Below are 18,987 nucleotides of genomic sequence, written 5' to 3'. Positions count from 1 at the left end.
TCTCCCACCATGTCCACCCTTTTCGACCCCGTCCAAGCCGGCGACCTGAAGCTCGCCAACCGCATCGTGATGGCGCCGCTCACGCGCAACCGCTCGCCCAATGCCATCCCGACCGCGCTCGCGCCCACCTACTACGCGCAGCGCGCGAGCGCCGGCCTGCTGATCACCGAGGCCACCGCCATCAGCCAGCAGGGCCAGGGCTACGCCGACGTGCCCGGCCTCTACGGCACCGAGCAGCTCGACGGCTGGAAGAAGGTGACCGACGCCGTGCACGCCCAGGGCGGCAAGATCGTGGTGCAGCTGTGGCACGTGGGCCGCGTCTCGCACACCAGCCTGCAGCCCGGCAACGGCCAGCCGGTGGCGCCCTCGGCCATCACCGCCAAGACCAAGACCGTGCTGATCCATGACGGCGTGCCGACCTTCACCGAGACCTCCGAACCGCGCGCGCTCGATGCCGGCGAGATCCCCGGCATCGTCCACGGCTTCGCCACCGCCGCGCGCAACGCGGTCGAGACCGCGGGCTTCGACGGCGTCGAGATCCATGGCGCCAATGGCTACCTGCTCGACCAGTTCCTCAAGGACGGCAGCAACCAGCGCAGCGACGACTACGGCGGCAGCATCGAGAACCGTGCGCGCTTCCTGCTCGAGATCACGCGCGCCGTGGCCGACGCCGTCGGCGCGCGCCGCACCGGCATCCGCCTGTCGCCGGTCACGCCCGCCAACGACGTGCACGACAGCAACCCGCAGCCGCTGTTCACCTACGTGGTGAAGGAACTGGCGAAGCTCGACCTGGCCTACATCCACATCATCGAAGGCGCCACCGGCGGCCCGCGCGAGATCGCCGACCGGCCCTTCGACTACGAGGCGCTCAAGGCCGCCTACCGCGAGGCCGGCGGCAAGGCCGCCTGGATGGTCAACAACGGCTACGACCGCCCGCTCGCGGAAGAGGCCGTGAAGGAAGGCGACGACCTCGTGGCCTTCGGCAAGCCCTTCATCTCCAACCCCGACCTGGTGCGCCGCCTGCGCGAGCACGCGCCGCTCAACGAGCTCGACAAGGCCACCCTGTACGGCGGCGGCGCCAAGGGCTACACCGACTATCCCGCGCTGGCCTGAGGCTGCCGGCGACCGGCGCACGGTGCTTTCGGGTACCGTTGCGCCATGTCGCAGATCGAGAACCAGCTGGCCGCGCGCGGCCTCGTCCTTCCGCCCGCCGTCCAGCCGCCACCGGGCGTGGTGCTGCCCTTTCGCTTCGTGCGCATCGTCGGGCGGCGCGCCTTCGTCTCGGGCCACGGCCCGCTCAATGCCGACGGCAGCATCGCCGCGCCGCTGGGCAAGCTCGGGCGCGAGCTCGACGTGGAACAGGGCTACGCGGCCGCGCGCCTCACCGCGCTCGCGATGCTCGGCAGCCTGCAGCGCGCGCTCGGCGATCTCGACCGCATCACGGCCTGGACGCGCGTGTTCGGCATGGTCGCCTCGGCCCCGGGCTTCGACCGCCAGCCCTCGGTCATCAACGGCTTCTCCGACCTCGTGCTCGAGCTCTTCGGGCCCGAGGTCGGCGCGCATGCGCGCAGCGCGGTCGGCATGGCCGAGCTGCCGTTCAACATCCCGGTGGAGATCGAGGCCGAGGTGGAGATCGCCGAATGAGCGAAGCACCGCGCTGGACCCTGCGTCGTGCCGAAGCGGCCGATGCCGAAGCGATCCGCGACTGCGCGATCGCCGCCTTCAGCGTCTATCTGCCGCGCCTGCCGATCGTGCCGCTGCCGATGAGCAAGGACTACGCAAGCGCCATCGAGTTGCAACAGGTGTGGGTCGCCGCGGATGCCGCGGAGATCGCGGCCGCGCTCGTGCTCGACATCACCGACGAAGGCTTCCTGGTCGACGTGATCGCGGTGCAGCCCAGGCACCAGGGCAGCGGCGCGGGCCGCGCGCTGCTCGAGCTCGCCGAGCGCGAGGCGCTGCGCCAGGGCTTCGATTCGATCTACCTGTTCACCAACGAGAAGATGAGCGAGAACCGCGCGCTCTACGCGCGCATCGGCTATGTCGAATACCGGCGCCTGGTGCTCGAGAACCGCACGCGCGTCTTCCTGCGCAAGGCGCTGCGATGAACGCCACGCCCAGGCTCGCGCGCATCCACCATGCCGCGATCATCTGTTCCGACTACGCGGTGTCGAAGCGCTTCTACAGCGAGGTGCTGGGCCTGCGCATCGTCGCCGAGCACCTGCGCGCCGAGCGCAACTCGTACAAGCTCGATCTCGCGCTGCCCGACGGCTCGCAGCTCGAGCTGTTCTCCTTTCCCGATCCGCCAGCGCGCGTCTCGCGCCCCGAGGCGCGCGGGCTGCGCCACCTGGCGTTCGAGGTGCCCGACGTGCGTGCCGCGGCCGAGGCGCTCGAGGCGCACGGCGTTGCCGTCGAGCCGATCTGCGTCGACGAGTACACGGGCCGGCGCTTCACCTTCTTCGCCGATCCCGACGGACTGCCGCTCGAGCTCTACGAAGCTAGCCCTTGCGCGTGAAGTCCACGCTGACCTTCAGGCCCGTCGGCTCGGCCGCCGCGAGCCGAAGCTCGGCCCCGAGCAGCTCCGCATAGCGCGCCACGATCGACAGGCCCAGGCCCGAGCCCTGCCCCAGCTTCTGCCCCGCGGGCCCCTGCGCCCAGCGCTGCATCAGCAGGCGCTGCGCATCGAGCGGAATGCCGGGTCCGTCGTCGATCACGCTGAGCACCTCGCCGCTGACCTCGACCGTGATGGTGCGGCCGCCATAACGCAACGCGTTGTCGATCAGGTTGTCGAGGATGCCTTCCACCAGCGCCTCGTTGGCCTGCACCGTCACGCTGTCGTCGAGGCCGCGCGCGCCCAGGTCCACGCCACGCGCATCGGCGCGCGCGAGGTGCCGCAGCACCGTCTGCTCGGCCAGTGCATCGAGCCGCACGGGCGCGGTCTCGAGGCTGGTGCTGGCCTCGTCGGCCAGCGCGAGCGCGAGCAGCTGGTCGATCAGGTGGCTCGCGCGCTCCTGGCTCTTGGCCACCTGTTCGAGCTGCTCGCGCCATACCGAGGGCTTCTGCTGCGCGAGCCCGTAGTCGGCCAGCGCGCGGATGCCCGCGAGCGGCGTGCGCAGCTCGTGCGCCACGTTGCCCACGAACTCGCGCTGCCCGCGCACGCTGTGGCCCAGCCGCTCGAACAGCGCGTTGACCGCCTCGCCCAGGTGCTGCAGCTCGCGCGAGGTCCGCACCACCGTCACCGGCGAGAGGTCGCGCACGTCGCGCCGGTCGAGCGCCTGCTGCAGGTCGCCAAGCGGCCGCAGATCGCGGCGGATGCCATGCCAGAGCCACACGGCGAGCAGCATCAGCAGCAGCACCTGTGGCGCCAGCGCATAGCCCAGCAGCTGCCGTACGAGCGCCGTGCGGCTCAGCGTGGTCTGCGCGATCACCACGCGGTAGGGCATCGAGACGCCGGGCTCGGCATCGTGCTCGAGCACCACCGCGCGCATCGGCTTGCCCTGGTAGGTGACGTCCGAGAAGCGGTAGCGCGCGCCGCCCACGGGCAGCGGCGCCTGCAGATCGTCGGCGCCCGAGATCAGGGTGCCGTCGAGCCGCTGCACCGAGAAGTTGACCTTGTCGATCTGGTCGAACAGCACCGTGGCCACCTCGCGCGGCGTGAGCAGCAGCTCGATGCCGCGCTCGCCCGCCTGCACGTTGGCCGACAGCGCATAGGCGTCGTCGAGCATGCCGCGATCGAAGGCCTGCTCGGAGAAGTAGTTCGCGATCACCAGCGCGATCACCGCGCCCACCATCCAGCTCAGCGCGAGCGGCACCAGCACGTTGCGCAGCACGCGCCGCGTGAGCGTGGACACCGCGCGCGGCGGGCTGGGCGTGATCCGCGCTGGCGCTGCTTCGCTGTCGCTCACGGTCGCGGCGCGCTCAGACTTCGGCTTCGAGCAGGTAGCCGATGCCGCGCAGGGTGCGGATGCCCGCGCCCGAGCCGACCAGCTTCTTGCGCAGGCGCGAGATGAAGGCCTCCAGCGCGTTGTCGCCCAGCGATTCGTCGAAGCTCGAGAGCTTGTCGGACAGCGCACGCTTGCTCACCGTGCGGCCCGGCGGGCTCATCAGTTCCCACAGCACCTCGAACTCGCGCGCCGGCAGGTCGAGCGGGCCGCTCGCGGTGGAGAAGCGCCGCGCCTTGCGATCGAGCTTCAGCTGGCCCAGCAGCACGATGTCTTCCGTGCCCTTCGCGCGGCGCACCAGCGCGCGCAGGCGCGCCTCGACCTCGGCCAGGTCGAAGGGCTTGCCGAGGTAGTCGTCGGCACCCGCGTCGAGGCCCGCGATGCGTTCCTCGGTGCGGCCGCGCGCGGTGAGCACGAGCACCGGCGTGCGGTCGCCCCGCGCGCGTGCCTGTCGCAGCGCGGTGAGTCCGCTCGCGAGACCGCTGGTCGCGCTCGCGGTGGCGGGCAGGTTGAGATCGAGCAGCACCGCATCGAAGGGCTGCACGCGCCACAGGTGGTCGGCGTCCTCGACGTTGGTGGAGACATCGACGCGGTGACCAGCGTCCGCGAGGCTGCGAAGCATCACGTCGCGCAGCACGGCATCGTCTTCGACTAGCAGGATTCGCATGATTTTCGAGTGGGTTGAAGTGCCTATTCTTGCTCGCGGGAGGGTCAGCAGGCGGTCAGTACGACACGCGATAAACACGGCATGAGCATACGACAGCCCATCGCCGCACGGGCCCTTTTCATCGGGGCCGCATCGTCATGAGCGCACGCGAACCTTCCAGCCTGCTGAGCTTCGTGCACCCCGCCGTGCAACGCACCGCGGTCGTGCTGCTGCATGGTTTGTGCAGCACACCTGACGAACTGCTGACCGTGCAGTCCGCGCTGCGCGACGGCGGCTACGCGGTGCACCCGATGTCGATCCCCGGCTACTCCTTCGACGCCAATGCGCCGATGCAGCAGGCCGCGCCCTTCCAGCAGTGGCTCGACAGCATCGAGGCCCAGGTCACGGCCCTGCGCGAGACGCACGATCGCGTGCTGCTCGTGGGCATCTCGGCCGGCTCCTCGCTCGCGCTCGGCGCCGCCATCCGCTGCGGCGACGCGGTCGATGCGCTGGTGCTGATGTCGACCACGCTGCGCTTCGACGGCTGGGCCATCCCGCGCACGCAGATGCTGCTGCCGCTGGCCTACTACACGCCGCTGGGCCGCCTCTGGCAGTACCGCGAACGCCCGCCCTACGGCGTGAAGAACGAACGCGTGCGTGCCTGGATCGAGCGCGAGCTGCGCCACCGCAAGGTCTCGCGCGCGGGCAGTTCGGTGATCGGCGTGGGCCACCTGCGCGAGCACCATCGGCTGATCCGCCACGTGCGCGCCAACCTGCATCGCGTGCAATGCGACCGCGTGCTCGCGCTGCATGCGCAGCAGGACGAGGTGGCCAGCGTCGCCAACCTCGAGATCCTCGCGCGCGGCCTGCGCTGCCGGTCTTTCCGCAGCGTGGTGGTGAGCAACAGCTACCACATGATCACCATCGACAACGACCGCCAGCAGGTGGTGCGCGAGACCGTCGCCTTCGCCGACGAGGTCGCGCACGGCACGGGCGCCGATGCCCCGTCCTTCTCTCTGAAGGCTTCCTGAAAAGGAACGCGTTCGCCATCGCGATGCCCTCGATCCCACCCCACAATGAACCGTGCAAGGCGGTGTCGCGACGCTCGCCTTCCCCGCAACTGCCGCGCCGACCGATGGCACTCCCGCACGACGATCGTGCACCACGCTTCGCCTGAAAGGAACCAGCCCCATGTCCACCTCGCCCACCTTCAACAGCATCGCGCGCATCCTCGAGAACGACTTCCGCGTCGAGGCCAGCCTGGTCTCGCCGCAGACCGCGCTCGCCGACCTGGGCCTCGACTCGCTCGCGCTGATGGAGTTCGTCTTCGCGGTCGAGGATGCCTTCCACCTGCGCATTCCCGAGGACCGTCTCGATCCGCGCGAAGCGGGCATCACGCTGCAGCGCCTGTGCGAAGTGATCGATGCGGAGAGCGCTGCCGCGATGGCGAACACCGCGAACGCGCCTGAGGCGGCGCACGCATGAGCAGCGGTGTCGAACACGCGGTGATCGCTGCTTCGGCGCAGCGCATCGCGGCGCCGCCGGTGCGCGTCAGCGGCGTCGGTTTCGTCACGCCGATCGGCCGCACGCTCGAGGCCTTCGACGATGCGCTGTTCCATGGCCGCTCGGCCGTGCGCTCGCACACGCTCGCGATCCCCGGCATGGACAGCGTCGAGATTCCCGTGGCTGCCTGCGACTTCGATTCGAACGGCGTGCGCAGCATCTCGCGCCTGCCGCTGGACCGCGGCACCGCGATGGCCCTCGCGGCCGCGCAGGATGCCGCGGCGCAGGCCGGACTGGCGCGCGACAGCGTCGACCCCGAACGGCTGGGCATCTTCTGGGGCAGCGGCCTCGCGGGCGCGGGCAGCTTCGACAACACCACGCAGGCGCTCTATGCCGAGCAGCGCCGCATGCGGCCGACCACCGTGCTCACCGTGATGCCCAATGCGGCAGTGGCCGAGCTCGCGCTGCACTTCGGCGCGCACGGCGCGGCCATCGCCTATGCCTGCGCCTGCGCCTCCTCGGCGGTGGCGATCGGCGAGGCGATGCGCGCCATTCGCGGCGGCTGGATCGACGTCGCCATCGTCGGCGGCCACGACGCCATGCTCACGCCCGGGGTGATGGCGAGCTGGCAGGCGATGCGCGTGATGGCCGCGCCGCCGGCCGGCGCGCCCGAGACCGCATGCCGTCCCTTCTCGGGCGACCGCGCGGGCTTCGCGCTCGGCGAAGGCGCCGCGGCGCTGGTGCTCGAATCGGAAGCGCATGCGCGTTCGCGCGGCGCACTCGACGCGGGCGATGGTGCGTCCTATGTGCTGGCCGGCTATGCCACCAACTGCGATGGCACGCACATCACGAACCCCGACAGCGCGGGCCAGGTGCGCGCGATGCGCGCGGCCCTGCGCAACGCGGGCATCGATGCCGCGCAGATCGGCCATGTGAACGCCCACGGCACCGCCACCATGGCCGGCGACGCGGCCGAGGCAGCCTCGGTGCGCGAGGTGTTCGGCAGCGCGATGCCGGTGTGCGCCACCAAGGCGATCCACGGCCATGTGCTCGGTGGCGGCGGCGCGATCGAACTGGTCGCGACCTTGCGCGCGCTGGCGCACGAGGCCGTGCCGCCGATCGCCAACCTGCGCGAGCCCGACGCGGCCTTCGAGCTGGACTTCGTGCGCGGCGAGGCGCGCGCCGTGCCCGGCATGCGCTGGGCGATGTCGAATTCCTTCGCCTTCGGCGGCACCAACGCCGTGCTGGTCGCTGGACGCATCGACGCCCCATCCCGCTGAGACTTCGCTGAAGTTTTTTCGCGCGCAGGAAGGCTCAAGGCAGGCAGTGCATCGGCTGGTGGTTCTCGTCGTGCCGGTGTTCGTGCTGCTGATGGCCTGCGAATTCGCCTGGGGCTGGCTCAAACAGCGCAACACCTACCGCTTCGCCGACACCGTCGCGAGCCTGAGCCAGGGTCTCTTGAGCCAGGCGCTCGCGGTCTGCACGCAGCTGTTCCAGATCGGCCTCTACGCGCTCGTCTATCCGCATGTCGCGCTGTGCACCGACGCGGGCTTCTGGAACAGCGCGCTCGGCTGGATCGCCGCGGTGCTGCTGTTCGACTTCTGCGACTACTGGCTGCATCGCGCGGGCCACGAGTCGGCGCTGTTCTGGGCCGCGCACGCGGTGCACCACCAGAGCCGGCGCTTCAATTTCTCGACCGCGCTGCGGCAGGAGAGCATGGTCGCCTTCCTCGGCTGGGCCTTCTACCTGCCGATGGCCGTGGTGGGCGTGCCGCCCGAGCAGTTCGGGCTCGCGGGGCTGATCGTGCTGGTCTACCAGTTCTGGATCCACACCGAGCACATCGGCAAGCTCGGCTGGTTCGACCGCGTGTTCTCCTCTCCCTCGAACCATCGCGTGCACCACGCCGTCAACGACGGCTACCTCGACCGCAACTACGGCGGCATGCTGGTGGTGTGGGACCGTCTGTTCGGCACCTTCGCCGAGGAGAGCGAGCGCTGCGTCTACGGCACGCGCAAGCCGCTCGCGGGCTTCGATCCGCTGCGCGCGGTGCTCGGCCCCTATGCACCGCTCGCGCGCGATGCCTGGCACACGCGGCGCTGGCGCGACAAGCTCGGCGTGTTCTGGCGATCGCCGGGCTGGCGGCCGGCCGACGTGGCGGCGCGCTTTCCCGAGCCCGACTTCTCGCTCGAGGCGGCCGCCGTCCTCGACGATCCGCCGGTCGGCCGCGCACGCGCGATCGCGGCCACGCTGCATTTCGCGGGCTGGGTCGGCATGACGCTGGCCTTTCTCTGGCGCGCGGACGACATGGCTTTTCGCACCGGGCTCGAACTGCTGGCGCTGACGATCGCGGGTTTCTGGGCCGTGGGCGCGGTGCTCGATGCGCGGCTGCGATTGCGCTGGGCCTGGCCCGCGCAGGTGCTGCTGCTGGCGCTGGCCGGCGCCCTCCTGTTCGCGGCGGGTTGAGCGGCCACGCGGGATTGCTATCCTGCGGGCCCCAGACCGACCCCGACCATGGAGCCGCCGTGCGCCGACTTGCCACTTCCCACGACCTCGCCGCCGTCCATGCGCTGTACATGCACGAGAAGGTGGTGCGCTTCCTCGGCTACGACCCGATGCCGCTCGCGGACTTCCGGCCGATCCACGAGGAGCTGGTGCGCAGCGGCTGCTTCCACATCTGGGAGGTCGAGGGCCGCATGGCCGGCTTCTACCGCGCTACGCGCTATCCGGGCCGCGTGGCGCACGTCGCCTGTCTCGGCACGCTCGCGGTGGACCCGGCCTTCCATGGCCGCGGCGTGGCGCTGGCCATGGTGAACGATGCCATCGAACGGCTGCGCACGGCCGGCGTCAAGCGCATCGAGCTCTATGCCGAGAGTGACAACGCGCCCGCGCTGCGCTTCTACGAGAAGCTGGGCTTCGTGCGCGAGGGCACGCTGCGCAAGTTCTACAAGCGCGCCGGCGAGGCCGACTACATCGACGATCACCTGATGGCGCTGCTGCTCGACTGACAGGGTCTCAGGAACCCTTCCAGCGCCGCAGCAGCAAGGCATTGGCCATCACGCTCACGCTCGACAACGCCATCGCCGCCCCGGCCACCACCGGGCTCAGCAGCCCGAAGGCCGCCAACGGAATCCCCGCCACGTTGTAGGCGAAGGCCCAGAACAGGTTCTGCCTGATCTTCGCCACGGTGCGCCCCGAGAGGTCGAGCGCCTGCGCCACCAGCGCGAGATCGCCGCGCATCAGCGTGATGCCCGCGGCCTCCATCGCCACGTCGGTGCCGCCATCGGCCGGTGCCATCGCGATGCCCACGTCGGCGGCCGCGAGCGCGGGCGCATCGTTGGCGCCGTCGCCCACCATCGCGACCACGTGGCCGTCGCGGCGCAGCGCGCTCACCTGCTGCGCCTTGTCGGCCGGCAGCACCTCGGCGCGCACGTCCTCGGCCGCGATGCCCAGCCGCGCCGCCATGGCGCGCGCGGCCCGCAGGTTGTCGCCCGAGATCATCACCACGCGCAGGCCGCGCGCGCGCAGCGCGGCGACGGTCTCGGCCGCCTGCGGCTTGGGCTCGTCGGCAAAGGCCAGCAGGGCCAGTGCCTCGGCCGCGCCGGCGGCATCGAAGCGCAGCAGCGCCGACACCGTGGCGCCCTGCGCCTGCAGCCGGTCGACCTCGGCCGCGTCGACCTCGGCATCGAGCTCGCGGCACCAGCGCAGGCTCGCGAGGGCCCAGGCACCGGCGAATTCGCCCTCGACCTCTCCGCGCACGCCGCGGCCGGGCATGGCCTGCATCGAACGCAGCGCCGGCACCGCCAGTTTCTTGTCGGCGGCGGCCACGAGCACGGCGCGCGCCAGCGGATGTTCGCTGCCGCTCTGCAGGCTCGCGGCCACGGCCAGCAACCGGTCGGCCTCGCCGCCATCGGCCAGCGGCACGAGCGCGGTCAGCACCGGCCGGCCCAGCGTCAGCGTGCCGGTCTTGTCGAAGGCCACCGTGTCGACGCGGTGCGCGAGTTCGAGCGAACGCGCGTCCTTGATGAGGATGCCGCGCCGTGCCGCCACGCCCGTGCCCGCCATCACCGCCACCGGCGTGGCCAGGCCCAGCGCGCAGGGGCAGGCGATGACCAGCACGGCCACCGCGTGGATCAGCGCGGTCTCGATGTCGGCGCCGCCGAGCAGCATCCAGCCGCCGAAGGTGAGCAGCGCGATCACCAGCACCACCGGCACGAAGATGGCCGCCACCTTGTCGACCAGCCGCTGGATGGGTGCCTTCGCGGCCTGCGCATCCTCGACCAGCCGGATGATGCGCGCGAGCACGCTCTCGGCACCGACCGCGCGCACCTCGACCACCAGCCGGCCGTCGCCGTTGACGGCACCGCCGGTCAGCGGGTCGCCCGGTCCCTTGGGCACGGGCAGCGGCTCGCCGGTCAGCATCGACTCGTTGACCTCCGATTCGCCCTCGACCACGCGCGCATCGGCCGGCACGCGTTCGCCGGGACGCACCGCGAGGCGGTCGCCCACCATCACCTCGGCCAGCGGCACGTCGCTCTCGCCGCGCGGGCCGACCAGGTGCGCCACCTCGGGCCGCAACTGCTGCAGCGCGCGGATCGCCGAGGTCGCCTGGCGCTTGGCGCGCGCCTCGAGCCACTTGCCCAGCAGCACCAGCGTGATGACCACCGACGAGGCCTCGAAGTACAGGTGCGGCACCATCCCATGGCCCGCGTGCTCGCCGGTGGCCGAACGCCACCAGAGCCACAGCGAGAGTCCGTAGGCCGCGCTGGTGCCGAGCGCGACCAACAGGTCCATGTTGCCGGTGAGCGCACGCGCCGCATGCCAGCCCGCGCGGTAGAAGCGCGCGCCGAGCCAGAACTGCACCGGCGTCGCGAGCAGCAGTTGCAGCCAGGGATCGAGCATCCAGTCGCGGCCGAAGAACTCGCCGACCATCGGCAGCATCAGCGGCGCCGACAGCGCGAGGCCGACCGCCACCGGGCCGAAGCCGTGCCAGGGCGACAGCGCCGCGGCTTCCTCCTGCGCATCGGCCGCGGCGCGCGGCTCGTAGCCGGCGGAACGCACCGCGCGGCGCAGCCTCGCATCGATGTCCTCGCCGCCCTGCGCCTGCGCCACCACGCGCGCCGATTCGGTCGCGAGGTTCACGCTGACGTCCTGGACGCCGGGCACGCCCTTGAGCGCGCGCTCCACGCGCATCACGCAGGACGCGCAGGTCATGCCGCCGACCGAGAGGTCCAGCGTGAGATTCGGCAGAGGCCGTGCTTGTACGTTTTCCATGCTGCGAAGGCTAAAGCTTCACACCATGGCAAGGTCAAGCGCGGCAGGAAGAGTCCCTGGACTGGACATTGACATCGTGGCAAGGTTCAGACTTCGGTTTCCGAACGGGCCAACGCCCACCTTGTCATCCACGAAGGAGCAGAAACGATGAGCCAGAAATTCCAGGTCGCGGGCATGAGCTGCGGACATTGCGTGAACGCCGTGCAGAACGCGGTGCAGACGGTCGACCCCGAGGCCCAGGTCACGGTCGACCTCGAGACCGGCCATGTGGACGTGCTGAGCCAGCAGCCGCGCCAGGACCTGGTGGCGGCGATCGAGAACGCCGGCTACCGGGTGCAGTGAAGGTGCCGGTCACGCATGGCCCCGTGGCGATCGGCGAGGCCGCCCGGCTGTCGGGCGTGTCCGCGCGCATGGTGCGCCACTACGAGGGCCTGGGCCTGCTGAGCGCGGTGGCGCGCACCGACAGCGGCTACCGCCAGTACGGCGATGCCGACATCCACACGCTGCGCTTCATCAAGCGCTCGCGCGACCTCGGCTTCTCGATGGAGGAGATCGCCGAGCTCGTGGGCCTGTGGCACGACCGCCGGCGCACGAGTTCGAGCGTGAAGCGCATCGCGCAGAAGCACCTCGAGGAACTGGAGCAGCGCATCGCCGACATGCAATCGATGCGCAGCACCCTGGCCCACCTGGTGCACTGCTGCCACGGGGATGCGCGGCCCGAGTGCCCGATCCTCGACGACCTGTCGAAGACCGCCTGACGGCTCAGGCGCCCCGGACCAGCGACAGCACCTTGCCCGCATCGAGCGTGCGGGCCTTCTCCTGGATCGCCGGCAGGTAGCGCGACTGCAGGCCCTGGCCTTCCTGCACCACGCCCGAGAAGGCGTCCTTGAGCATCTGCGTCGACAGCGTGCGGCCGCCCGCGTAGTAGCGCTTGGCGACATGGCCCAGCGCATAGGTGGTCGCGAAGCTCATGCCCGAACTCACGGCCTGCTTGCCGACGCCGCGCAGCAGGCCGCCGCCCACCTTGCCGAGCAGCCCGCCCAGCAGCTTGCGCCCGGCCTGCTCGAGGTACTGCGAGGTCAGGCCCACGCCCACGGTGGCGATGAAATCCTTGACGTGGCCGCTGTCGAGCTCGTAGCCGTGCGCCTTGCCGATGCGGTAGACCAGCTTCATCTGCAGCGGAATGATCGCCATGGTCGACAGCGTTTCGGGCAGCAGCTCGAGCGCGCCGTTGAGGATGGCGGCATTGAGGATCGACTTGTCGAGCTCGGCGCTGTCGGGCGTGAGCGGCGACGCGCCCGCCGCGACGGCCGGTACCGGCGCCGCGGCCACCACGGCGCCCGCGGAGGCACCGGCCACCGCCCCGGCCGCCGCGATCTCCTCGGCCTGGTTCGAGAACTGCGCCGCCGAGGCATCGAGCCCGAGCGAGGTGCGCACGTCGGCCAGGAACATCCGCTCGGCCTGCGACTGCGCGCCGTCGGCATCGCACACGCATACCGCCATCTCGTAGGCGAGCTGCTTCGCCTCGGTGCTCTGCAGCTGCGCCGCCACCGACGGCAGCGAGACGCGCTTCATCAGCACGTCCTGGTAGAGCGTCGGCAGGTTCAGGCCGTCGGTTTGCGACAGCCCTTCGGCGATGCGCTTGATTTCCGCGCGCTCGCGTTCGTGCTTTTCGCCGTCGACGAAGGCGGCCAGCAGGCTGAGGGTCACGATGGCCTGGGTTTCGGAAGGTGTCACGGCTGGAATTTCCACAAGGTGAAGGACGAAGTTCGGTCGGATGACCGGGGGAAGGTTCCGCCGCGCGTTCTCCCCACAAAGCGGGTGCAACTCTGTGGATAACCACAGAACTACTTTGTAGGGGCGCGGCAAGTTATTGATTTTTATGGGGAATCTACAGACCGCTTAAAAATTGGGCAATGAATTTCCTCACCCGAAAAACGCCTTTCGCAGATTTCCGGAGGGCTGTCAAAGGACAACTCTGGGGAGAGTTCTGGCACAAGCAGGTGGTTATCCACAGCGCCGGACGGATGCGCCAGGTTGTCCCTTTGGCCGCGACAGCACAAAAGCACGGCTGCGCACAGTGACCGCTGTATGACAAGTGCTTGTCACATAACGAAAAAATCGGCCTGTCCACAGAAGGGGCGGACCCTTATCTACTACTACTAATTTGAATAAGAAGAATAAGAAATAGAGAGAGACCAAAGGTCGCGCCCGAAAAAAAGTCCGAAGGCCGCGCCTCGTTGCAACGCCGTCGACGTGGCTGGCGTCCGCCCCGTGGCGCTCGCTACCATCGCCGGATGAGCTTCAAACCGCGGATCCTGATCGCCGAGGACGAATCGGGCATCGCCGACACCCTCCAGTACGTGCTCAAGAGCGACGGCTTCACGCCGGTCTGGTGCGCCACCGCGGAAGACGCGCTGGCCCGGTTCGCGCAGGAAGCGCCGGCGCTCGCGATACTGGATGTGGGATTGCCCGACATGAACGGCTTCGAGCTGTTCAAGCGGCTGCGCGCGCTGAACCAGGCCATGGGCGGACCGGAGGTGCCGATGCTGTTCCTCACGGCGCGCAGCGACGAGATCGACCGCGTGGTGGGGCTTGAGCTCGGCGCCGACGACTACGTCGCCAAGCCCTTCTCGCCACGCGAACTGGTGGCGCGCGTGCGAACCATCCTGCGGCGCAGTGCGCGTGGAGGCTCGCCAGGAGGCATAGGAGCGCCCGCGGGCGGCGGGCAGGGGGTCCCCCATGCGCTCACCTCCCAGACGTCGCCTGCGCCCGCTCAACCGCCCGCAGCGCCACCATTGCCCTTCGTGCTCGACCAGGAGCGCATGCAGATCCGCTACTACGGCCGCCTGCTCGAACTCTCGCGCTACGAATACGGCCTGCTGCGCCTGCTGGTGCAGCGCCCGGGACGCGTGTTCACGCGCGACGAGCTGCTCGAGCGGGTCTGGGACGATGCCAGCGAGAGCTTCGACCGCACCGTCGATGCCCACATCAAGACCCTGCGCGCCAAGCTCAAGGCGATCGCGCCCGAGGTCGAGCCGATCCGCACCCTGCGCGGCACCGGCTACGCCCTCAACGAAGAACTGCCCGCCAGGATCTCGTGACCCGGCGCACGCGCATCTTCATCGGCATCCTGCTGATCTACACGGCCGGCATCGCCTTCCTGCTGTACCGCGTCGTCTCCGACATCGATCCGCGCTACCGCGAGTCGGCCGAGGAATCGCTGGTCGAGACCTCGCAGCTGGTGGCCAGCCTGGTCGAGCAGGACGTGATCGCGGGCGCCATCAACACGGCGCGGCTCGAGCCGCTGTTCCGCACGCTCTATGCGCGCGAGTTCTCGGCTCAGATCTACAACCTGCACAAGAACCGGGTCGAGTTGCGCGTCTACGTGACCGACCGGGGCGGGCGCGTGATGTTCGATTCGCTCGGCCGGCACCTGGGCGCCGACTATTCGAAATGGAGCGACGTGAGCCGTACGCTGGCCGGGCTCTACGGCGCGCGCACCTCGCGCGACGTCGACGTGGATCCGCGCACTTCGGTGATGTACGTGGGGGCGCCGATCCGCTGGAACAACGAGATCGTCGGCATGGTCAGCGTGGGCAAGCCGGTGCAGAGCTTCGGCCAGTTCGTGGAGGATGCGCGGGCGCGCACGATCTGGGTCGGCGTGGGTTCGGCGCTGGCGCTGCTGCTGCTCGCGGTGATCGTCTCGGTCTGGCTGGTGCGGCCCTTCGGGCTGATCCGCGACTACTGGGGCTGGGTGCGCGCGCAACGCAGCCTGAGCCTGCGGCGCATGGCGCGGCGCGCGGTCGACGCGGTGCGCAGCGGCTTCAGCGAGATGCGCGACACGCTGACCGGCCGCAACTACGTCGCCGACTACGTGCAGACCTTCACCCACGAGGTGAAGAGCCCGCTGTCGGCGATCCGCGGCGCGGCCGAGCTGCTGCAGGAACCCTCGATGCCGCACGAGGAGCGCGAGCGCTTCCTCGCCAACATCGCGCGCGAGACCCAGCGCATCCAGGAGATCGTCGACCGCATGATGGAGCTGACCGCGCTCGAGACCCGGCGCGCGCTCGAGCGCACCCAGCCGGTGGCGCTGGCGCCGCTGATCGAGGACATCGCGACCGGCGCGCAGAGCGCGGCGGCCCAGCGCAACATCCGGGTGCAGGTGAACGTGCGCGAAGGCACGGGCGCGAACGCTTCGGTCGAGGGCGATCCTTTCCTGCTGCGCCGCGCGATCAGCAACCTGCTGGACAACGCCATCGATTTCTCGCCCACCGGCAGCGAGGTGCTGATCAACCTGGAAACCACCTCGCGGCTCGCGCGCGTGAGCGTGCGCGACCGCGGGCCGGGCATTCCCGACTACGCGCAGGAGAAGGTCTTCCAGAAGTTCTATTCGCTGGCGCGGCCGCATAGCCAGAAGAAGAGCACCGGGCTGGGCCTGGCCTTCGTCAAGGAGATAGCCGCGCTGCACCACGGCCGCATCGAGCTCGGCAACGCGACGCGCGGCGGCGCGGTGGCCACGCTCACGCTGCCGCTGCTGCCGGCCTGAGCTACTGGCGCCCGATCAGCGCGAGGTAGTCGCGGCGCGTGCCTTCGCTGACCGAGGCGATCAGCTGTTCGTACGGGGTCTTGTGGCGCGCCAGCATGCGCGCCGAGGCCACCATCTTCGACTTGCAGAACCAGTGGCAGGTGTGCTGCATCAGGAACAGTTCGGCCGAGAGCATGTAGGCCTTGTCCTTGGGACTGCGGCCGGCGCGGTTGTGCATCACCTCGTTGATGCCGCGCGCATGGATCGCGAAGGCCGCGCGCAGGTCGAAGGTCTCGCGCGGAAACAGCAGGTGCGCATAGGGCAGGGTCGCCAGCGGCGAGGTGCTCACGCGCGCCTGCGCGGCATCGACGCGCGCGAACTCGGCCGCGAAATTGGAGAACTGGGCCGCGAGCCGTGCCTCGGTCGCGTCGAGCACGCCCCAGATCTGCTGGCGCCGCTCGGGATCGTCCTCGCCGAGGCAGCGCAGGTAGCCCTCGGTGAGGTTCTCCATCAGCTTCTCGATCTGGTAGTTGCCCAGGTGGCGCGCCAGCAGCGCGATGCGCCGGCGCTGGTCGTGGGACTTGAGGAAGTAGGCGCCGATGGCGATCAGTGCCACCAGGGTGAGGATTTCCATGGACTTGGGAACGGGCGAACGGGAAGGAAGGGAGTGCGCCGAGTGTAGAGACCCCGGCGCGGCCCCTGTCGCCCGCCGTCCTAGCGGAAGAAGTCCAGGATGCGGTTGCGCTCCTCGGGCTGCGGCGGCGCGCCGATCGGCACGCCGGTCAGCACCTCGACCGGCTGCGGCGCCACCTCGGGCTCGAGGCCCAGGCTCGCGACGCCGCGGCCCGGCGCGTAGTCGTCGAAGTAGAGTTCGCCGTCCACGTGCACCAGGCCGGGCGGCTCGGGCAACTGCGCCACCGGCACGCCGCGCAGCGCGGTCTGCATGTAGCCGGTCCAGATCGGCAGGCTCAGGCTGCCACCGGTCTCGCCGCGCACGCCGAGCTGGCGCGGCGTGTCGTAGCCGATCCAGGTCACGCCGACCATGGTGGGCTGGAAGCCCGCGAACCAGGTGTCGAAGGAATCGTTGGTGGTGCCGGTCTTGCCGAACAGGTCGTCGCGCTTGAGCGCCTGGTAGGCCTTGAAGCCGGTGCCGTTGCGCACCACGCTCTGCAGCAGCGAGTCCATCAGGTAGGCGTTGCGCGCGGGGATCGCGCGGTTGCTTTCGTCGAGCGCCGGCGGCTCGGTTTCCATCAGGACCTTGTCCTTGGCATCGGTCACGCGCGTCACGAGGTAGGGATTGACGCGGTAACCGCCGTTGGCGAACACCGAATAGCCCGCGGCCATCTGCAGCGGCGTGACCGAGCCCGCGCCGAGCGCCATCGGCAGGTTGGCCGGATGCTTGTCCTTGTCGAAGCCGAAGCGCGTGATCCAGTCCTGTGCGTAGTCGGTGCCGATCGACTGCAGCACGCGGATCGTCACCAGGTTCTTCGATTTCATCAGCGCGGTGCGCAGCGGCATCGGGCCTTCGAAGCCGCCGTCGAAGTTCTTCGGTTCCCAGGGCTGGCCGCCGTTGGCGCCGGGCTCGAAGTACAGCGGCGCGTCGTTCACCACGGTGGCGGGCGTGAAGCCCTTCTCGAGCGCGGCCGAGTAGATGAAGGGCTTGAAGCTCGAACCGGGCTGGCGCCAGGCCTGCGTCACGTGGTTGAACTTGTTCTTGCTGTAGTCGAAGCCGCCGACCAGCGCCTTGATCGCGCCGGTGCGCGGGTCCATGCCGATGAAGGCGCCCTCGACCTCGGGCAGCTGCGTGATCTCCCAGCTGTTCTTGGCCGTGCGCGCCACGCGGATCACCGCGCCGCGGCGGATCTTGATGTTGGGCTGCGCCTTGGCCGCCAGGCCCGACTGCGCGGGGCGCAGGCCTTCGCCGCTGATCTCGATCGCCTCGCCGTTCGCGCGCACCGCGCTGACCTGCTTGGACGAGGCATCGAGCACCACGGCCGCGATCACGTCGCCGTTGTCGGGATGCTCGGCCAGCGCGTCGTCGACCGCCTCGTCGACTTCCTTCGGATCGTCGGGCAGGTCGACGAACTTCTCGGGACCGCGGTAGGGCTGGCGGCGCTCGTAGTCCATGATGCCGCGGCGCAGCGAGCGGTAGGCCGCCGACTGGTCGGCCGCCACCAGCGAGGTGTAGACCTTCATGCCGCTGGTGTAGATGCTGTCGCCGTACTGCGAATGCATCATCTGGCGCACCGTCTCGGCCACGAATTCGGCATGCAGCCGGTTCGGGTCGGCGGCATCGCGCAGGTGCAGTTCTTCCTTCTTGGCCTCGGCCGCCTGCTCGGCGGTGATGAAGCCGGTCTCCTGCATGCGGTCGATCACGTAGAGCTGGCGCGCGCGGGCGCGGCGCGGATTGGCCACCGGGTTGTTGGTGCCCGGTGCCTTCGGCAGGCCCGCGAGCATCGCGGCCTCGGCGATCGTGATGTTGGCCAGCGGCTTGCCGAAGTAGGCATCCGATGCCGCGGCGAAACCGTAGGCACGGTTGCCGAGGTAGATCTGGTTCATGTAGATCTCGAGGATCTGGTCCTTGCTCAACTGCTGCTCGAGCCGCAGCGACAGCAGGATCTCGTAGGCCTTGCGGCTCAGCGTGCGCTCGGAGCTCAGGTAGACGTTGCGCGCCACCTGCATCGTGATGGTGGAGGCGCCCTGCTTGCGTCCGCCCTTGAGGCTGGCCACCGCCGCGCGCAGGAAGCCCTTGTAATCGACGCCGCCGTGGTCGTAGAAGCGCGCGTCCTCGACGGCGAGCACCGCGTCCTTCATGACCTTGGGGATCGCCGCGAAGGGCGTGAGGTTGCGGCGCTCCTCGCCGAATTCGCCGAGCAGCTCGCCGTCGGACGAGAACACGCGCAGCGGTTGCTTGGGCCGGTAGTCGGCGAGTTCGGAGCTGTCGGGCAGGCGCGGCGAGATCAGGGCGATGGCGACGGCGCCCGCGACCGCGAGCACCAGCACGCCCGAGCCGGCGACGATGGCGCTCCAGACGGCGATGCGCTGCCAGCGCGGTGGTTCGGGGGCGTCGGGTGAGCGGGGCTTGAAGGGATTGAACATGA

General features: G+C 69.9%; 19 protein-coding genes. 13 read left to right on the top strand and 6 right to left on the bottom strand.

Annotated elements, in window-relative coordinates; translation table 11 throughout:
• Positions 1-9 precede the first annotated feature (9 nt).
• From ACODT0_RS10225 to gloA2, 4 genes are read left to right on the top strand one after another with little or no spacing between them, the layout of a single operon-like run.
• Entirely contained in the window at positions 10-1,113 is a 1,104-nt protein-coding gene (locus ACODT0_RS10225) for an alkene reductase (RefSeq protein ID WP_413761925.1), read from the top strand.
• 45 nt (positions 1,114-1,158) lie between these two features.
• A complete protein-coding gene (locus ACODT0_RS10220; protein WP_093343645.1) occupies positions 1,159-1,644 on the top strand; it encodes a RidA family protein in 486 nt (161 codons plus the stop codon).
• A complete protein-coding gene (locus ACODT0_RS10215; RefSeq protein ID WP_489041180.1) occupies positions 1,641-2,105 on the top strand; it encodes a GNAT family N-acetyltransferase in 465 nt (154 codons plus the stop codon). The genes ACODT0_RS10220 and ACODT0_RS10215 overlap by 4 nt, the downstream gene beginning before the upstream one ends.
• Positions 2,102-2,512, top strand: coding sequence for an SMU1112c/YaeR family gloxylase I-like metalloprotein (gene gloA2, locus ACODT0_RS10210; RefSeq protein WP_489041179.1), 411 nt, complete (start codon positions 2,102-2,104; stop codon positions 2,510-2,512). Before ACODT0_RS10215 ends, gloA2 begins: the two co-directional genes overlap by 4 nt.
• Here the strand turns inward: gloA2 and ACODT0_RS10205 are convergent.
• Both ACODT0_RS10205 and ACODT0_RS10200 read right to left on the bottom strand, forming a co-directional pair.
• The gene (locus ACODT0_RS10205; protein ID WP_057591819.1) at positions 2,496-3,902 is read right to left on the bottom strand and encodes a sensor histidine kinase; all 1,407 of its coding nucleotides are present in this window, start codon (positions 3,900-3,902) and stop codon (positions 2,496-2,498) included. The two genes, gloA2 and ACODT0_RS10205, sit on opposite strands and share 17 nt — an antisense overlap.
• A gap of 13 nt (positions 3,903-3,915) precedes the next feature.
• Entirely contained in the window at positions 3,916-4,605 is a 690-nt protein-coding gene (locus ACODT0_RS10200; RefSeq protein ID WP_057591820.1) for a response regulator transcription factor, read from the bottom strand.
• 137 nt (positions 4,606-4,742) lie between these two features.
• Here ACODT0_RS10200 and ACODT0_RS10195 point away from each other — a divergent pair, with 137 nt between their 5' ends.
• From ACODT0_RS10195 to ACODT0_RS10175, 5 genes are all read left to right on the top strand, one after another.
• Positions 4,743-5,615, top strand: coding sequence for an alpha/beta hydrolase (locus ACODT0_RS10195; protein ID WP_479671204.1), 873 nt, complete (start codon positions 4,743-4,745; stop codon positions 5,613-5,615).
• Between the two features lie 160 nt (positions 5,616-5,775).
• Positions 5,776-6,069 carry an acyl carrier protein gene (locus ACODT0_RS10190; RefSeq protein ID WP_057591822.1) on the top strand — a complete coding sequence of 98 codons (294 nt, stop codon included), beginning with the start codon at positions 5,776-5,778 and terminating at the stop codon, positions 6,067-6,069.
• Positions 6,066-7,367 (top strand): beta-ketoacyl-[acyl-carrier-protein] synthase family protein, encoded by a 1,302-nt coding sequence (locus ACODT0_RS10185; protein WP_489041178.1) that lies wholly within the window; start codon positions 6,066-6,068, stop codon positions 7,365-7,367. The genes ACODT0_RS10190 and ACODT0_RS10185 overlap by 4 nt, the downstream gene beginning before the upstream one ends.
• A 46-nt stretch (positions 7,368-7,413) precedes the next feature.
• The gene (locus tag ACODT0_RS10180; protein ID WP_489041177.1) at positions 7,414-8,550 is read left to right on the top strand and encodes a sterol desaturase family protein; all 1,137 of its coding nucleotides are present in this window, start codon (positions 7,414-7,416) and stop codon (positions 8,548-8,550) included.
• A 59-nt stretch (positions 8,551-8,609) separates the two neighbouring features.
• Complete coding sequence (locus ACODT0_RS10175) at positions 8,610-9,092, top strand: GNAT family N-acetyltransferase (RefSeq protein ID WP_489041176.1); 483 nt, start codon at positions 8,610-8,612, stop codon at positions 9,090-9,092.
• A gap of 7 nt (positions 9,093-9,099) precedes the next feature.
• Here the strand turns inward: ACODT0_RS10175 and ACODT0_RS10170 are convergent, their stop codons facing one another.
• Complete coding sequence (locus tag ACODT0_RS10170; RefSeq protein WP_261212139.1) at positions 9,100-11,358, bottom strand: heavy metal translocating P-type ATPase; 2,259 nt, start codon at positions 11,356-11,358, stop codon at positions 9,100-9,102.
• Positions 11,359-11,505: 147 nt separating this feature from the next.
• Here ACODT0_RS10170 and ACODT0_RS10165 point away from each other — a divergent pair, with 147 nt between their 5' ends.
• Entirely contained in the window at positions 11,506-11,700 is a 195-nt protein-coding gene (locus ACODT0_RS10165) for a heavy-metal-associated domain-containing protein (protein ID WP_057591827.1), read from the top strand.
• Positions 11,701-11,768: 68 nt separating this feature from the next.
• Complete coding sequence (gene cueR, locus ACODT0_RS10160) at positions 11,769-12,116, top strand: Cu(I)-responsive transcriptional regulator (protein WP_409976546.1); 348 nt, start codon at positions 11,769-11,771, stop codon at positions 12,114-12,116.
• A 4-nt stretch (positions 12,117-12,120) separates the two neighbouring features.
• Here the strand turns inward: cueR and ACODT0_RS10155 are convergent, their stop codons facing one another.
• A complete protein-coding gene (locus tag ACODT0_RS10155; protein ID WP_057591829.1) occupies positions 12,121-13,095 on the bottom strand; it encodes a YcjF family protein in 975 nt (324 codons plus the stop codon).
• A gap of 560 nt (positions 13,096-13,655) precedes the next feature.
• On the opposite strand from ACODT0_RS10155, the gene ACODT0_RS10150 reads away from it, so the two are divergent.
• Both ACODT0_RS10150 and creC read left to right on the top strand, forming a co-directional pair.
• Positions 13,656-14,462 carry a response regulator gene (locus ACODT0_RS10150; RefSeq protein WP_489041175.1) on the top strand — a complete coding sequence of 269 codons (807 nt, stop codon included), beginning with the start codon at positions 13,656-13,658 and terminating at the stop codon, positions 14,460-14,462.
• On the top strand, positions 14,459-15,907 hold the full coding sequence (gene creC, locus ACODT0_RS10145; RefSeq protein WP_413761931.1) for a two-component system sensor histidine kinase CreC: 1,449 nt from the start codon (positions 14,459-14,461) through the stop codon (positions 15,905-15,907). Before ACODT0_RS10150 ends, creC begins: the two co-directional genes overlap by 4 nt.
• 1 nt (position 15,908) lies before the next feature.
• Here creC and ACODT0_RS10140 read toward each other — a convergent pair whose 3' ends face one another.
• Positions 15,909-16,520: a hypothetical protein gene (locus ACODT0_RS10140; protein WP_057591832.1), complete on the bottom strand. Its 612-nt coding sequence runs from the start codon at positions 16,518-16,520 to the stop codon at positions 15,909-15,911.
• A gap of 80 nt (positions 16,521-16,600) precedes the next feature.
• Positions 16,601-18,985, bottom strand: coding sequence for a penicillin-binding protein 1A (locus tag ACODT0_RS10135; RefSeq protein WP_479671199.1), 2,385 nt, complete (start codon positions 18,983-18,985; stop codon positions 16,601-16,603).
• Between the last annotated feature and the right edge of the window lie 2 nt (positions 18,986-18,987).

Source organism: Variovorax sp. FG153 (assembly GCF_057809595.1).
The sequence above is the reverse complement of the archived record's forward strand: the minus strand, read 5'-3'. Positions and strand labels throughout refer to the sequence as shown.

Coding starts and splice junctions, on each gene's coding strand:
- ACODT0_RS10225 (WP_413761925.1), top strand. CDS start 10: ATGTCCACCCTTTTCGACCCCGTCCAAGCCGGCGACCTGAAGCTCGCC.
- ACODT0_RS10220 (WP_093343645.1), top strand. CDS start 1,159: ATGTCGCAGATCGAGAACCAGCTGGCCGCGCGCGGCCTCGTCCTTCCG.
- ACODT0_RS10215 (WP_489041180.1), top strand. CDS start 1,641: ATGAGCGAAGCACCGCGCTGGACCCTGCGTCGTGCCGAAGCGGCCGAT.
- gloA2 (WP_489041179.1), top strand. CDS start 2,102: ATGAACGCCACGCCCAGGCTCGCGCGCATCCACCATGCCGCGATCATC.
- ACODT0_RS10200 (WP_057591820.1), bottom strand. CDS start 4,605: ATGCGAATCCTGCTAGTCGAAGACGATGCCGTGCTGCGCGACGTGATG.
- ACODT0_RS10195 (WP_479671204.1), top strand. CDS start 4,743: ATGAGCGCACGCGAACCTTCCAGCCTGCTGAGCTTCGTGCACCCCGCC.
- ACODT0_RS10190 (WP_057591822.1), top strand. CDS start 5,776: ATGTCCACCTCGCCCACCTTCAACAGCATCGCGCGCATCCTCGAGAAC.
- ACODT0_RS10185 (WP_489041178.1), top strand. CDS start 6,066: ATGAGCAGCGGTGTCGAACACGCGGTGATCGCTGCTTCGGCGCAGCGC.
- ACODT0_RS10170 (WP_261212139.1), bottom strand. CDS start 11,358: ATGGAAAACGTACAAGCACGGCCTCTGCCGAATCTCACGCTGGACCTC.
- ACODT0_RS10165 (WP_057591827.1), top strand. CDS start 11,506: ATGAGCCAGAAATTCCAGGTCGCGGGCATGAGCTGCGGACATTGCGTG.
- cueR (WP_409976546.1), top strand. CDS start 11,769: ATGGTGCGCCACTACGAGGGCCTGGGCCTGCTGAGCGCGGTGGCGCGC.
- ACODT0_RS10150 (WP_489041175.1), top strand. CDS start 13,656: ATGAGCTTCAAACCGCGGATCCTGATCGCCGAGGACGAATCGGGCATC.
- ACODT0_RS10140 (WP_057591832.1), bottom strand. CDS start 16,520: ATGGAAATCCTCACCCTGGTGGCACTGATCGCCATCGGCGCCTACTTC.
- ACODT0_RS10135 (WP_479671199.1), bottom strand. CDS start 18,985: ATGTTCAATCCCTTCAAGCCCCGCTCACCCGACGCCCCCGAACCACCG.